11 protein-coding genes are annotated in these 13,756 nt (G+C 60.9%); 6 read left to right on the forward strand and 5 right to left on the reverse strand.

Features of this window, described 5'->3' with window-relative positions; translation table 11 throughout:
• Positions 1-50: 50 nt before the first annotated feature.
• Entirely contained in the window at positions 51-308 is a 258-nt protein-coding gene (locus HYI44_RS12435) for a hypothetical protein (protein WP_122838798.1), read from the reverse strand.
• Positions 309-592: 284 nt separating this feature from the next.
• Here HYI44_RS12435 and HYI44_RS12440 point away from each other — a divergent pair, with 284 nt between their 5' ends.
• From HYI44_RS12440 to HYI44_RS12465, 6 genes are all read left to right on the forward strand, one after another.
• Positions 593-1,753 carry an efflux RND transporter periplasmic adaptor subunit gene (locus tag HYI44_RS12440; protein ID WP_225569525.1) on the forward strand — a complete coding sequence of 387 codons (1,161 nt, stop codon included), beginning with the start codon at positions 593-595 and terminating at the stop codon, positions 1,751-1,753.
• The gene (locus HYI44_RS12445) at positions 1,750-4,851 is read left to right on the forward strand and encodes a multidrug efflux RND transporter permease subunit (RefSeq protein WP_225569526.1); all 3,102 of its coding nucleotides are present in this window, start codon (positions 1,750-1,752) and stop codon (positions 4,849-4,851) included. Before HYI44_RS12440 ends, HYI44_RS12445 begins: the two co-directional genes overlap by 4 nt.
• Positions 4,852-4,860: 9 nt before the next feature.
• Positions 4,861-5,538, forward strand: a complete 678-nt coding sequence (locus HYI44_RS12450) for a heavy metal response regulator transcription factor (RefSeq protein ID WP_225569527.1) — start codon at positions 4,861-4,863, stop codon at positions 5,536-5,538.
• Positions 5,528-6,892 carry a heavy metal sensor histidine kinase gene (locus tag HYI44_RS12455; protein ID WP_122838794.1) on the forward strand — a complete coding sequence of 455 codons (1,365 nt, stop codon included), beginning with the start codon at positions 5,528-5,530 and terminating at the stop codon, positions 6,890-6,892. The genes HYI44_RS12450 and HYI44_RS12455 overlap by 11 nt, the downstream gene beginning before the upstream one ends.
• A gap of 287 nt (positions 6,893-7,179) precedes the next feature.
• A complete protein-coding gene (locus HYI44_RS12460; protein ID WP_225569528.1) occupies positions 7,180-7,404 on the forward strand; it encodes a hypothetical protein in 225 nt (74 codons plus the stop codon).
• Positions 7,405-7,696: 292 nt separating this feature from the next.
• On the forward strand, positions 7,697-9,199 hold the full coding sequence (locus tag HYI44_RS12465) for a sensor domain-containing diguanylate cyclase (RefSeq protein WP_225569529.1): 1,503 nt from the start codon (positions 7,697-7,699) through the stop codon (positions 9,197-9,199).
• Between the two features lie 121 nt (positions 9,200-9,320).
• On the opposite strand, the gene lpxC is transcribed toward HYI44_RS12465, so the two are convergent.
• The 4 genes from lpxC to HYI44_RS12485 form a co-directional block, all read right to left on the reverse strand.
• A complete protein-coding gene (lpxC, locus tag HYI44_RS12470; protein ID WP_045059296.1) occupies positions 9,321-10,232 on the reverse strand; it encodes a UDP-3-O-acyl-N-acetylglucosamine deacetylase in 912 nt (303 codons plus the stop codon).
• A 112-nt stretch (positions 10,233-10,344) separates the two neighbouring features.
• On the reverse strand, positions 10,345-11,538 hold the full coding sequence (ftsZ, locus tag HYI44_RS12475; protein WP_122838793.1) for a cell division protein FtsZ: 1,194 nt from the start codon (positions 11,536-11,538) through the stop codon (positions 10,345-10,347).
• Between the two features lie 73 nt (positions 11,539-11,611).
• On the reverse strand, positions 11,612-12,871 hold the full coding sequence (ftsA, locus tag HYI44_RS12480) for a cell division protein FtsA (protein WP_122838792.1): 1,260 nt from the start codon (positions 12,869-12,871) through the stop codon (positions 11,612-11,614).
• Between the two features lie 15 nt (positions 12,872-12,886).
• Positions 12,887-13,756, reverse strand: a complete 870-nt coding sequence (locus HYI44_RS12485) for a cell division protein FtsQ/DivIB (RefSeq protein ID WP_045059293.1) — start codon at positions 13,754-13,756, stop codon at positions 12,887-12,889.

The following is a 13,756-nucleotide window of genomic DNA, read 5'->3' on the forward strand; positions in this document are numbered from 1 at the left end:
AACGAGCCTGCTCGCGATGGCGGTGCACGCATCAGCAATTAGCCTGAAGCCTAGCGCTTACCCATCGAACGACGGGTACCCGGGGGCGCAGCGCCTGGGGTCTTGGTATGGCCATTCTTCGCGCCATTCTTGTACCAGGGCTGGCTGGCGTTTTTTGCCGCAGACAGCTCGCCTGGCTTGAACGGGAACTTGAAGGCCGGGATTGCAGTTTTGGTTTCGCTGTCTGCGTTGGAGTCGACGCTGTCTGGCAGGTCTGCCGGGGCGTCGCTCGAAGCGTCGGCAACCGGCGGTTGTGTCGGGGAAGTCATGAAAGCTCCGGGTGATGCAAAAGAGTCGGGCCCGGTCAGCGAGCCGCGAAAGGCGGCAGTATACCTGCCCGGCCGACCCACGCACACCTTCGGTCGGCGCTGCAAGAATTTTCAACGTCTGCTGACAACCGCTGCCTACGGGTAGGTGACGGTGCCTATTACCGGCTTGGCGGCCAAACTGACAGCGCTGTCAGTTGGCAGTCACTTTGCTGACGGTGTAACAGGGCTATAAGGGAGGTATAAATCTCCCTCCCCTTTCGATCTTCTGCCCGGCGCCCACTCGCATGCGAATCCAGAAAAAGACCGCCCTGCTCGCCACCCTTCTGATCGCGCTGATGGCGCTGGGCATCTGGTACCTGAGCAAGCCAGCCACGGCGAAACTGGCCACGCCGACCGCCATTCCCGTTCGCGTAGTGAACGTCGCTGAAAAAGATGTTCCGCGCTTTGTCAGCGGCATTGGTTCGGTGCTGTCCCTGCACAGTGTGGTGGTGCGTCCGCAGATCGATGGTGTGCTCACCAAGTTGCTGGTCAAGGAAGGACAATTGGTGAAAGCAGGCGACCTGCTCGCCACCATCGATGACCGCACGATTCGCGCCAGCCTTGATCAGGCCCGCGCGCAATTGGGTGAAAGCCAGGCGCAGTTGCAGGTGGCACTGGTCAACCTCAAGCGCTACAAATTGCTCAGCGTCGATGATGGCGTGTCGAAGCAGACCTATGATCAGCAGCAGGCGCTGGTCAACCAGCTCAAGGCCACGGCCCAAGGTAATCAGGCCTCGATCGATGCAGCGCAAGTACAACTTTCCTACACGCAGATTCGCTCCCCGGTCACCGGGCGAGTGGGTATTCGCACGGTAGACGAAGGCAATGTGCTGCGCATGACCGATACGCAGGGGCTGTTCACGGTGACCCAGATCGACCCGATTGCGGTGGAATTCTCCCTGCCCCAGCAAATGCTGCCGACCCTGCAAGGCCTGATCAACGACCCCGAGCATGCACAGGTATCAGCCTACATCGGTGCCGACACCGACGGCGAGACCGGCAACCTGCTGGGCGAGGGGCATCTGACCCTGATCGACAATCAGATCAACGCGAACACCGGTACCATCCGCGCCAAGGCCGAATTCAACAATCCCGGACAAAAACTCTGGCCCGGCCTGCTGGTGACGGTAAAAATCCAGACAGCCCTGGACAAGGCTGCGCTGGTAGTTCCACCCACGGTCGTACAACGCGGGCTTGATCAACATTTCGTGTACAGGGTCAAGGGTGACAAGGTCGAGATCGTCCCCGTGCAGATGGTGTATCAAGGCAGCGGGCAGGACATTATCAAGGGCGTGAAGCCCGGCGATGTGCTGGTCAGTGATGGCCAGTCCCGGCTCAAGCCCGGCTCCACGGTACAGGTGCTGACCGAGCCGCCGCAGGTCGTGCAGTCGGGGCCCAAGTCATGAAAGGCCGCGATTCGGTTTCCGCCTGGTGCATCGATCATCCGGTCGCGACGATCCTGCTGACGTTCGCCCTGGTGCTGCTCGGGGTGATCGCGTTCCCGAAATTGCCGATCGCGCCCCTGCCGGAAGCCGAATTTCCCACTATCCAGGTGGCCGCGCAATTGCCCGGGGCCAGCCCGGAGACCATGGCTTCATCGGTGGCCACGCCACTTGAAGTGCAATTCAGCGCCATCCCCGGCGTGACCCAGATGACTTCGAGCAGCGCCCTGGGCTCGACCAACCTGACCCTGCAGTTCACCCTCGACAAAAGCATCGACACCGCCGCCCAGGAAGTTCAGGCGGCGATCAACACGGCCTCAGGCAAACTGCCCAAGGACATGCCTAACCTGCCGACCTGGCGCAAGGTCAACCCGGCCGACAGCCCGGTGCTGATCCTCAGCATCAATTCGACCCTGCTGCCCGGCCCGGAACTCAGTGACCTGGTGGAAACCCTGCTGGCACGGCAGATCAGTCAGATCGACGGCGTAGGCCAAATCAACATTACCGGTCAGCAGCGTCCAGCCATCCGCGTCCAGGCTTCCGCCGACAAGCTCGCAGCGATCGGCCTGACCCTGGCCGACATCCGCCTGACCATCCAGCAGACCAGCCTCAACCTGGCCAAGGGTGCGCTGTACGGCGAATCAAGCATCTCGACCCTGTCGACCAACGATCAGTTGTTCCACCCCGAGGAATACGGCCAACTCATTGTTTCCTACAAGGACGGTGCCCCGGTTCATCTCAAGGACGTGGCCAAGGTCGTCAACGGTTCGGAAGATGCCTACGTGCAGGCCTGGGCCGGTGATCAACCCGGGGTGAACCTGGTGATCTCGCGCCAGCCGGGGGCCAACATTGTCGAAACAGTCGACCGCATCCAGGCCGCGTTGCCCGGCCTGGAGGCCATGTTGCCGGCCTCGGTCCAGGTCAAGGTGCTGATCGACCGCACGCAGACCATCCGTGCGTCGCTGCACGAGGTGGAAATTACCCTGCTTATCGCGATCGCCCTGGTCGTCGCGGTCATGGCGCTGTTCCTGCGCCAGCTCTCCGCAACGTTGATCGTCTCGGCGGTACTGGGGGTTTCGCTGGTCGCCACTTTCGCCCTGATGTACATCATGGGCTTCAGCCTGAATAACCTGACCCTGGTTGCCATCGTGGTGGCCGTGGGGTTTGTGGTCGACGATGCGATTGTGGTGGTGGAGAACATCCACCGTCACCTGGAGGCCGGCGATGGCATGCGCGAGGCGGCGATCAAGGGTGCGGGCGAGATCGGTTTCACCGTGGTCTCGATCAGCTTCTCGCTGGTGGCGGCGTTCATTCCGTTGCTGTTCATGGGCGGCGTGGTCGGGCGGCTGTTCAAGGAGTTCGCCCTGACGGCCACCGCGACTATCATGATTTCGGTCGTGGTGTCGCTGACCCTCGCGCCGACCCTGGCCGCGCTGTTCATGCGCGCGCCGGTGCATCACGCCAACCGCAAGCCGGGGTTCGGCGAGCGCCTGCTGGGATGGTACGAAAAAGGCCTGCGCCGTGCACTGGCGCACCAGAAGCTGATGATCGGGGTGTTCGGCGTTTCATTGGGCCTGGCCATTGCCGGCTACATATTCATTCCCAAGGGGTTCTTTCCGGTGCAGGACACCGGGTTCGTCCTGGGCACGACCGAAGCCGCCGCGGATATTTCCTACGGTGACATGGTGAAAAAACACCTGGCCATGGCCGAGATAGTCGCCGCCGACCCGGCCGTGCAGGCGTTCTCCCATTCGGTCGGCGTGTCGGGCAGCAACCAGACCATCGCCAACGGCCGATTCTGGATATCCCTGAAAAAACGCGGCGACCGTGATGTCTCGGCCAGCGAGTTCATCGACCGGATTCGTCCGCAGTTGATGAAGGTCCCCGGCATCGTGCTGTACCTGCGTGCCGGCCAGGACATCAACCTGAGCTCCGGCCCGAGCCGCGCGCAGTATCAATACGTGCTCAAGAGCAACGACGGCGCGACGCTCAGCACCTGGACCCAGCGCCTGACCGACAAGCTGCGCAGCAACCCGGCGTTCCGCGACATTTCCAACGACCTGCAACTGGGCGGCAGCATCACCCATATCAGCATCGACCGCAGCGCCGCCGCGCGTTTCGGCCTGACCGCAAGCGATGTCGACGAAGCGCTGTACGACGCCTTCGGCCAGCGCCAGATCAACGAATTTCAGACCCAGATCAACCAGTACAACGTCATTCTGGAGCTGGACACCCGGCAACGCGGCAAAGCAGAAAGCCTCAACTATTTCTATCTGCGCTCGCCGTTGAGCGGGGAAATGGTGCCCCTTTCGGCCCTCGCCCGATTCGATGCGCCAACGGTGGGCCCGCTGTCCATTGCCCACGATGGCATGTTCCCGGCCGCCAACCTGTCATTCAACCTGGCCCCCGGCGTGGCCTTGGGCGATGCAGTGATCATGCTCAACCAGGCCAAGGCCGAGATCGGCATGCCGGCCGCCATGAGCGGTAATTTCCAGGGCGCAGCCCAGGCCTTCCAGAGTTCGCTGGCCAGCCAGCCGTGGCTGATCCTGGCGGCGCTGGTGGCCGTGTACATCATCCTCGGCGTGCTCTACGAGAGCTTTGTCCACCCGCTGACCATTATCTCGACGCTGCCATCGGCGGGGCTCGGGGCCGTCATCATGCTGTGGATCTGCGGGCAGGACTTTTCGATCATGGCGCTGATTGGCCTGGTACTGCTGATCGGCATCGTGAAGAAAAACGGTATCCTGATGATTGATTTTGCCCTCGATGCCCAGCGCAACCGTGGCTTGACACCGCAAGAAGCCATCTATGAAGCCTGTATCACGCGGTTCCGGCCGATCATCATGACCACCCTCGCCGCACTGCTGGGCGCCTTGCCGTTGATGCTCGGCTACGGCACCGGCGCCGAACTGCGCCAGCCACTGGGGATCGCGGTGGTAGGTGGCCTGCTGGTGAGCCAGGCGCTGACGCTGTTCACCACGCCGGTCATATACTTGTGGCTGGAGCGGCTATTCCATCGACCTGAACCAGCGCCGGTAGCGGCGCCGGCGACCACAGACTGAGGCGGGGTCATGCGCGTCCTGATTATCGAAGACGAAGAAAAAACCGCAGACTACCTGCACCGCGGCCTGACGGAACAAGGCTACACCGTGGACCTGGCGCGCGACGGAGTGGAAGGCCTGCACATGGCGCTCGAAAGTGACTACGCGGTGATCGTCCTCGACGTCATGCTGCCGGGCCTCGACGGCTTTGGCGTCCTGCGGGCGTTGCGTGCGCGCAAGCAAACCCCGGTGATCATGCTGACCGCCCGCGAGCGAGTCGAAGACCGCATCAAGGGCTTGCGCGATGGTGCCGACGACTACCTGGGCAAGCCGTTCTCCTTCCTCGAACTGGTCGCGCGCCTGCAAGCGCTGACCCGCCGCAGTGGCGGACATGAACCCGTGCAGGTGAGCATCGCCGACTTATGGATCGACCTGATCAGCCGCAAGGCGACACGTGCCGGAACCCGCCTGGACCTGACCGCCAAGGAGTTCTCGCTGCTAAGCGTACTGGCCCGTCGCCAAGGGGAAATTCTCTCGAAGACCGCGATCGCCGAGATGGTCTGGGACATTAATTTCGACAGCGATGCGAACGTCGTCGAGGTCGCGATCAAGCGTCTGCGCGCCAAACTCGACGGGCCTTTCGAGGAGAAATTGCTGCACACCATTCGCGGCATGGGCTACGTGCTGGAGAGCCGTAATGTCCAGTAACTCGATCGCCCTGCGCCTCAGCGGCATGTTCACGCTGGTGGCTTTGCTGGTGTTCCTGTTGATTGGCGGGGCCTTGTACCAGCAGGTCGACAAGGGCCTGGGCCTGCTGCCCGAAGCCGAACTGGATGCGCGCTACAGCGTGCTCGAATCCACCGTCGGACGTTACGGCACGCCAGAGCACTGGGTGAAGATCAACAACAAGCTCAAGCTGCTGGGCGAGGAAGACAAGCGCATACGCTTCTGGATCATCAGCGGCGATCAACACTATGAATACGGCGAGCTCACGCCCCAGATCCGCGCCTTTGCCCAAGGCCCCCTGGGCATGCGCGACCTGAAGCTGCCGGACCAGCCTTATCCACTCAAGGTGCTGGTCAGTCAGTTTCCCGCCAAGGACCAGCGTCCCGCGCTGCGCTTCATGATCGGCATCGACACCGAAACCTTTTTCCAGACGCAGCACCACTTGCTGATCGCCCTGATCAGCCTGGCGATCGTTGGCGTGCTGCTGGCTTCTGCACTTGGCTATTGGGTGGCACGCATCGGCCTCAAACCCCTGATCAAGTTATCCCAGGAAGCCCAACGCCTGGCGCCGCCACTTCTATCCGGCCGGTTGCAACTGTCGCCGCTGCCGCCGGAGCTGAACCAGTTCGTCAGCTCATTCAATTCGACGCTGGAGCGGGTCGAGCAGGCCTACTCACGCCTTGAGTCCTTCAATGCCGACGTGGCCCATGAATTGCGCTCGCCGCTGACCAACCTGATCGGCCAGACCCAGGTCGCGCTGACTCGCGGAAGGTCGGCGGAACACTACTTCGAAGTGCTGCAATCGAACCTCGAGGAACTGGAGCGACTGCGCTCGATCATCAACGACATGCTGTTCCTGGCCAGTGCCGACCAGGGCAGCAAAGCCACCAAGCTGACTTCGACCTCGCTGGCGGATGAAGTGGCGACCACCCTGGAGTACCTGGATTTCATCCTCGAGGACGCTCAGGTTGAGGTGCAGGTCAGCGGCGACGCGCAGGTGCGAATCGAGATCGCACACCTGCGCCGTGCGCTGATCAACTTGTTGAGTAATGCCGTGCAGCACACCGAGCCCGGACAGGTGATCCTTGTGCGCATCGAAGCCCAGGCTCATCAGGTCAGCATTGGCGTGGCCAACCCGGGCGCGCCGATCGCCAGCGAGCACCTGCCGCGCCTGTTCGAGCGCTTCTACCGGGTTGATGCTTCGCGCAGCAACAGCGGGAACAACCATGGCTTGGGGCTGGCGATCGTCAAGGCGATTGCTTTGATGCATGGCGGGGATGTGTTTGCGCGCAGTGATGAGGGCGTGAATACGTTCGGGATTCACCTGCCCGTCTGATACGCCAGCTGGGCTCTTCCCGCTGAAAATGTACTGCCTGAGCCGCCGCAATCGCGAGCAGGGTCATTCCCACAGGGGTTTTCTCCAAAACGTTGAAATCAATTGTGGGAGCGAGCCTGCTCGCGATGCAGGCACGGCAGTCCAACGGTAACAGGCACACGCCAGGCAGCGGCCTATTTTTGCCCAATGCGCAACAGTCCTTTCACGAATCCACTCTTTTTCCCCTCCTCGTTCAGCCTTATCTTTGCGCCACCAAACAGCACTTGCCAAGCAAGAAGGTTTTAGAGATGTCCAACTCCATGGGTATTGCCAGCGCTTTCGTTTTGTCCTCATTGTTCCTCTCCCCACTCGCCATGGCTGAAGAGTCCCTGACCTTCGCCGCCCGCAACGCTGAACGCGCTGCGGCGTTCGAAGCCTATCAGGGTGAGATGACGGCCAAGGCTCAGGACGCTGGCCAGACCCCGCAAGCATCGATGCTCCATGCCCAGCCCGAGGCTGGGAAAGACAGCTGACCCGCTGCAGGTTCCTATTTCCCTCGACACTTTTCATCGGCTCTTCCCTTTGAAAAGTTGTCTTCAAGCCGCTGCTATCAGCGGCTTTTTTTCGCCTGCCAATTCTTGCAACAAGTGCAACGATAGGCAAAACGGTCCACTACCTGCTTAACTCTGTAGGAGCGAGCTCGCTCGCGAAAAACGTCAACGATAACGCAGGCTGTCTGGAACAACGCGATGCCTCGACGTTCTTCGCGAGCAAGCTCGCTCCTGCAAACATGCCTTAACCGAAGTTCACGCAGACCTCATGCCCATGATCGCCAGTCGCCTCCCTCAAGTTTCAGGCAAGACCGGTCGACCTGAACTCATGGTGATCCTCGGCAGCACCCTGACGGTCATCGCGATTCTTGGCATCGTCACCTTCCTGCTGATCCGCGAACATGCCGGAGCGAAGGAGGCCGCCACCCGCAGCGCGACCACCATTGCGCAACTCATCGATGCCGACGTGTTGCGCACCGTCGAGCTCTACGACATGACCCTGCAAGGCCTGATCGCTGCCGCGCAACGGGACGACCTGCGCCAGGTCTCACCGCAGATCCGCCACCTGGTGCTGTTCGACCGCTCCACCACGGCCCGATTCAAGGGCGATATCCTGCTACTCGACAAGCACGGCGAGGTCCTCGCCGACTCATCCCTGATCGAGCCCCGGCCAGGGAATTTCGCCGACCGCGACTACTTTCAGGCCCACGTCACCAACACCGGCAGCGGCATGTACATCAGTCGCCCGTTCAAGCCCCGCTGCGATTGCGAGGACAGCAATGAATGGCGAATCAGCTTCAGCCGTCGCATTGCCTCGTCGACCGGGGAGTTCCTGGGGGTGGCCGTGGCATCGATGCGCCTGACCTACTTCGACCAGCTGTTCAACAGCCTGTACATCGGCAGCGACAGCACGCTGAACATCATCGACGACGCAGGCATTCTCCTGGCGCAGAAGCCCTACCTGGAGCATGACTCGATCGGCAAGAGCTTCGCCACCCGCCCCAATGTCGTACGCATCCTGCGCGAGGGCAGTGGCAGCTTCGAGAGCGTTTCGAGTATCGATGGCCGGCAACGCCTCTATACCTTTTCCCGGGTTGGTAATCTGCCGCTGACGGTGATCGTCGCGCTGTCCGGCAACGACGTGTTTGCGGCCTGGCGGCGCACGGCGCTGGTGATCAGCGGGGCTACAGGCGTGCTGTGCATTGGCTTGCTGTGGCTTAGCGGGTTGCTGTGTCGGGAACTGCGTTTGCGCCATCACGCCGAGCAGGAACTGGCGCAACTGGCCGCCACCGATTCCCTGACCGGGGTCGCCAACCGCCGGATCCTTGACCTGACCCTGCGCCACGAATGGTTTCGGGCACAACGCTCAGGCCAGCCGCTGTCGGTGCTGATGATCGACGCCGATCACTTCAAGGCCTTCAATGACCGTCATGGGCATCAAGGCGGTGACGAGGCCTTGCGCACGATCGCCAAGGTAATCGCGGCCAATGTACGGCGTCCCGCGGACCTGGTGGCGCGCTACGGTGGCGAGGAGTTTTCGGTGATCCTGGCGGAAACTGACAGCACGGGTGCCCGGCAGATTGCCGAAAAGATCCGGATGGCGGTGGAACAGTTGCCGAAGACGGAGGGAGACGAGCTACCCATGACCGTCAGTATCGGTATCAGCACCTGGACTACCCGGACGGATGTGACCCTGGAGCAACTGCTGTTTGCAGCGGACAAGGCGCTGTATCAGGCCAAGGACCAGGGGCGCAATCGGGTAGTGGCAGGCAGCTGATGGTTTCGCTGCCCCGTCAGGCCTGCTCGCGATGACGCCGGATCAAGCAACGAAATGTTTGTTGAGAACCATAAAAAAAGGCCACCCGAAGGCAGCCCTTAAAAACTAGAGAGGTTTTTACTTACACGGCCGCAACTGGGCGCATGTAAGAGATCGGTGCAGTGCTGGCGTCTTCGAAAGTCACGACTTCCCAAGCATCTGTCTGCTCAATCAACTTGCGCAGCAGCTGGTTGTTCAATGCATGTCCGGACTTGAAGCCCTTGAACTCACCTATCAGGCTATTGCCCAGCAGGTAGAGGTCACCAATAGCATCGAGGATCTTGTGCTTCACGAATTCGTCTTCATAGCGAAGGCCGTCTTCGTTCAGTACGCCATCCGCGTCGACCACAATAGCGTTTTCAACGCTGCCGCCGAGTGCGAGGTTGTGCTTGCGCAGGTACTCAATGTCACTCATGAAACCAAAGGTACGGGCGCGGCTGACTTCTTTTACAAACGAAGTGCTGGAAAAATCCACGCTTGCACTTTGTGTGCGGTCACGGAAAACCGGGTGATCGAAATCGATCTCGAAACTCACCTTGAACCCTTCGAAAGGGACGAAAGTGGCGCGCTTGTCGCCGTCTTCCACTGTCACTTCACGCAGGATGCGGATGAATTTCTTGGCGGCGTCCTGTTCTTCCAGGCCAGCCGACTGAATCAGGAATACGAAAGGTCCAGCGCTACCATCCATGATTGGAACTTCGGACGCGGAGAGCTCGACGTAGGCGTTATCGATGCCCAGGCCAGCCATGGCCGAGAGCAAGTGCTCCACCGTATCCACTTTGGTGTCACCACTGACCAGCGTGGTCGACATCGTGGTTTCACCAACGTTTTCCGCGCGGGCAGGAATCTGCACCACAGGGTCGAGATCGGCACGACAAAACACAATGCCGGTGTCGATAGGTGCGGGCTTGAGGGTCAGGTATACCTTCTCCCCGGAGTGCAGGCCTACACCTGTGGCACGGATAATATTTTTCAGTGTGCGTTGTTTAATCATGGCTTGGGCCGCTTCAGCGCAAATTGCGAACTGGTATCAACAAAGGCTGGCGATAATAGCAGACCAGACCTTTGCTGAACACCAATCACCTTCATAGCCCTGATACATTCCATCAATCGGCCTGTCGACGCAGGAAGGCCGGGATGTCCAGGTAGTCCAGGTCATCTTGCGGATTCATCTTCGCGGCAGTCGCTGCACCGGCCTGGGCCTGGTTGCGCATGACGGTCGGACGGTCCAGATCACGGTAGTTCACGGCAGGAGCTTCCTGACGAGCGGGCGCCTGTTGCTGTGGCTGCGAGGTCACGGAGGTGTGCATGGTGTTGTCGATGACCTTCACCGGCTTCTCGATTTTCGCGCCCAGGCCGGTCGCTACTACAGTCACGTGCAGCTCGTCGCGCATGTCCGGATCGATCACGGTACCGACCTTGACCATGGCGTGCTCGGAAGCGAAGGCTTCGATGATGCTACCCACGTCGGAGTACTCACCCAGGGACAGGTCAGGACCGGCGGTGATGTTCACCAGGATGCCGCGTGCACCTTGCAGGTTCACGTCTTCCAGCAACGGGTTGCGAATGGCCGCTTCGGTGGCCTCGCGTGCACGGTTCGGACCGCTGGCGCAGCCAGTGCCCATCATCGCCATGCCCATTTCGCTCATCACGGTACGTACGTCGGCAAAGTCGACGTTGATCATGCCCGGACGCTTGATGATGTCGGAGATACCGCGAACGGCACCGGCCAGTACATCGTCTGCCTTGGCGAAAGCCGACAACAGGCTCGCGTCCTTGCCGAGGATGGTCAGCAGCTTCTCGTTGGGGATGGTGATCAACGAGTCGACGCTTTCAGACAGCAGACGGATACCTTCGTCAGCGATCTGCATGCGCTTGCGGCCTTCGAAAGGGAACGGACGGGTCACCACCGCAACGGTGAGGATCCCCATTTCCTTGGCCACTTCGGCAATGATCGGCGCAGCACCGGTACCGGTACCGCCGCCCATGCCAGTGGTGATGAACACCATGTTGGTGCCCTGCAGGACTTCGGCAATGCGCTCACGGTCTTCGAGAGCGGCCTGACGACCTACTTCAGGATTGGCGCCAGCGCCGAGACCTTTGGTCACGCCTGTGCCCAGTTGCAGGATGGTCCGCGCGCCGATGGATTTCAGCGCCTGGGCATCAGTGTTGGCGCAGATGAATTCAACGCCTTCAATGTTGCTCTTGACCATGTGGTTGACAGCGTTGCCGCCGCCTCCGCCAACACCGATAACCTTGATGACCGGGCTTGCGGGGATGTTGTCTACGAGTTCGAACATTTTCCCTCTCCTTACATTCTCTAGTTTTTTCGCCTACTGCGTTTGTTGCGGTCGTGCGGTGCTGCGTAATTCTTTAGAAGTTGCCTTGTACCCAGCTCTTGATGCGATCGAGCAAGGCGGGTTTGGCTTCTTCATTGCTGTAGCTGTCGCGGCTGCTGATGCCCGAGAACGAAATCCCGTCGGACTGCTTTTGCAGGCCGTACATCAACAGGCCAACGCCAGTGGAATAGATCGGGTTGCGCACCACGTCATCCAGGCCTTTGACGCCATGAGGCACGCCCAGGCGGACCGGCATGTGGAAAATCTCCTCGGCCAGTTCCACCGCGCCTTCCATTTTCGAGGTGCCACCGGTCAGCACGATGCCGGCCGGGATCAGGTCTTCGTAACCGCTGCGGCGCAATTCGGCCTGGATCAGCGTGAACAGCTCGTCGTAACGCGGCTCGACCACTTCGGCCAGGGCCTGGCGGGACAGTTCGCGCGGTGGACGATCGCCAACGCTTGGCACCTTAATGGTTTCACCAGCGCCGGCCAGCTTGGCCAGGGCGCAGGCATAGCGAATCTTGATTTCTTCGGCGTACTGGGTCGGGGTGCGCAACGCCATGGCGATGTCGTTGGTCACCTGGTCGCCAGCAATCGGGATCACAGCGGTGTGACGGATCGCACCTTCGGTGAAGATGGCGATGTCGGTGGTGCCGCCGCCAATGTCGACCAGGCACACCCCCAGCTCTTTCTCGTCGTCGGTCAGCACCGAATAGGCCGAAGCCAGTTGCTCGAGAATGATGTCGTCGATTTCCAGGCCGCAGCGACGCACGCACTTCTCGATGTTCTGAGCAGCGTTGACCGCGCAGGTGACCACGTGGACCTTGGCTTCCAGGCGAACGCCGGACATGCCCAGGGGCTCACGTACGCCTTCCTGGTTATCGATCACGTAATCCTGTGGCAGGGTGTGCAGTACACGCTGGTCAGCCGGGATCGCTACGGCCTGGGCAGCGTCAAGAACGCGCTCGAGGTCGGCGGAGCTGACTTCGCGATCACGAATCGCCACGATGCCGTGGGAATTCAGGCTGCGGATGTGATTACCCGCCACACCGACGAACGCCGAGTGGATCCGGCAACCGGCCATCAGCTGCGCTTCTTCGATTGCGCGCTGGATCGATTGCACGGTGGACTCGATGTTCACCACCACGCCTTTTTTCAGGCCACGGGAAGGGTGCGTACCGATCCCGACGATTTCCAGCGTGCCATCGTCCGCGACCTCGCCGACCAGCGCCACCACCTTGGAAGTGCCGATATCCAGACCGACGATCATTTTGCCGCTTTGCACGTTTGCCATGGGTCCTGCCTCTTCTTAATTCTTCGCGACAGCGGGTTGGGCTGTCGTGGGCGCTGCAGGTTCCCGCCAGCCAACAGCGAGGCCGTTGGCGTAGCGCAGATCGATGCGCGCAATGTTCGTAATCTGTTCTTTAAGCGTCTTGTCATAGATGGCGATAAAACGGCGCATCTTTTCCAACAGGTTGCCGCGTCCCAGCAGCAACTCGATGCCTGGGCCTGCACTGCCGGCTCCGGTGGTCAGGAACCAGCTGCCGCGTTCACGCAGTTCCAGCCGTGCAATCGAGAAGCCCAACGGCCTGAGCATCTGGCTCAGCACCTGGTACTGCTGCATCACCTGCTGCTGGGCCCGTTGTGGACCGAACAGCTGTGGCAGGTGTTCGTAGTTCGCCAGCTCACGCGGGGTGAACGCCTGGCCCTGGTTGTTAAGCAACGACTCGTCACCCCAACGGGCCACCGGCAGTTGCTCTTCCAGGCGAATCACAACCTGATCCGGCCATACCCGCCGCACTTCGGCGTGGGCGATCCAGGGCATTTGCTCCAGTTCGGTACGCATGCTCGCCAGGTCGATGGTGAAGAAGCTCGCCGCCACAAAAGGGGCGATCCGCTGCTGCACCGCTTGCTGGCTGATGTAGCTCAGGTCGCCTTGTACCGCGATCTTGCTAATCGGCCGGTCTGCGTAAGGCAGCAAACGCTGCGCACCTTCGTAAGTACCGAAACCCAGGGCGACCAGCAGCACTGGCCAGAACAGGGCTTTGAGAAAACCGAAGTTGGCTTTCGGCAGGCGCGCGGACATCGGCTCTTTGGCCACCATTCGGCTTGCACCCCGCGGCACCGGCTTGCGGCCGGGCGGTGCGGGAGGCTGATGTCTCAGCTGGGCGCCTTGCAT

The sequence above is a fragment of the Pseudomonas sp. Y24-6 genome, from assembly GCF_020295325.1.
Taxonomy (GTDB): domain Bacteria; phylum Pseudomonadota; class Gammaproteobacteria; order Pseudomonadales; family Pseudomonadaceae; genus Aquipseudomonas; species Aquipseudomonas gregormendelii.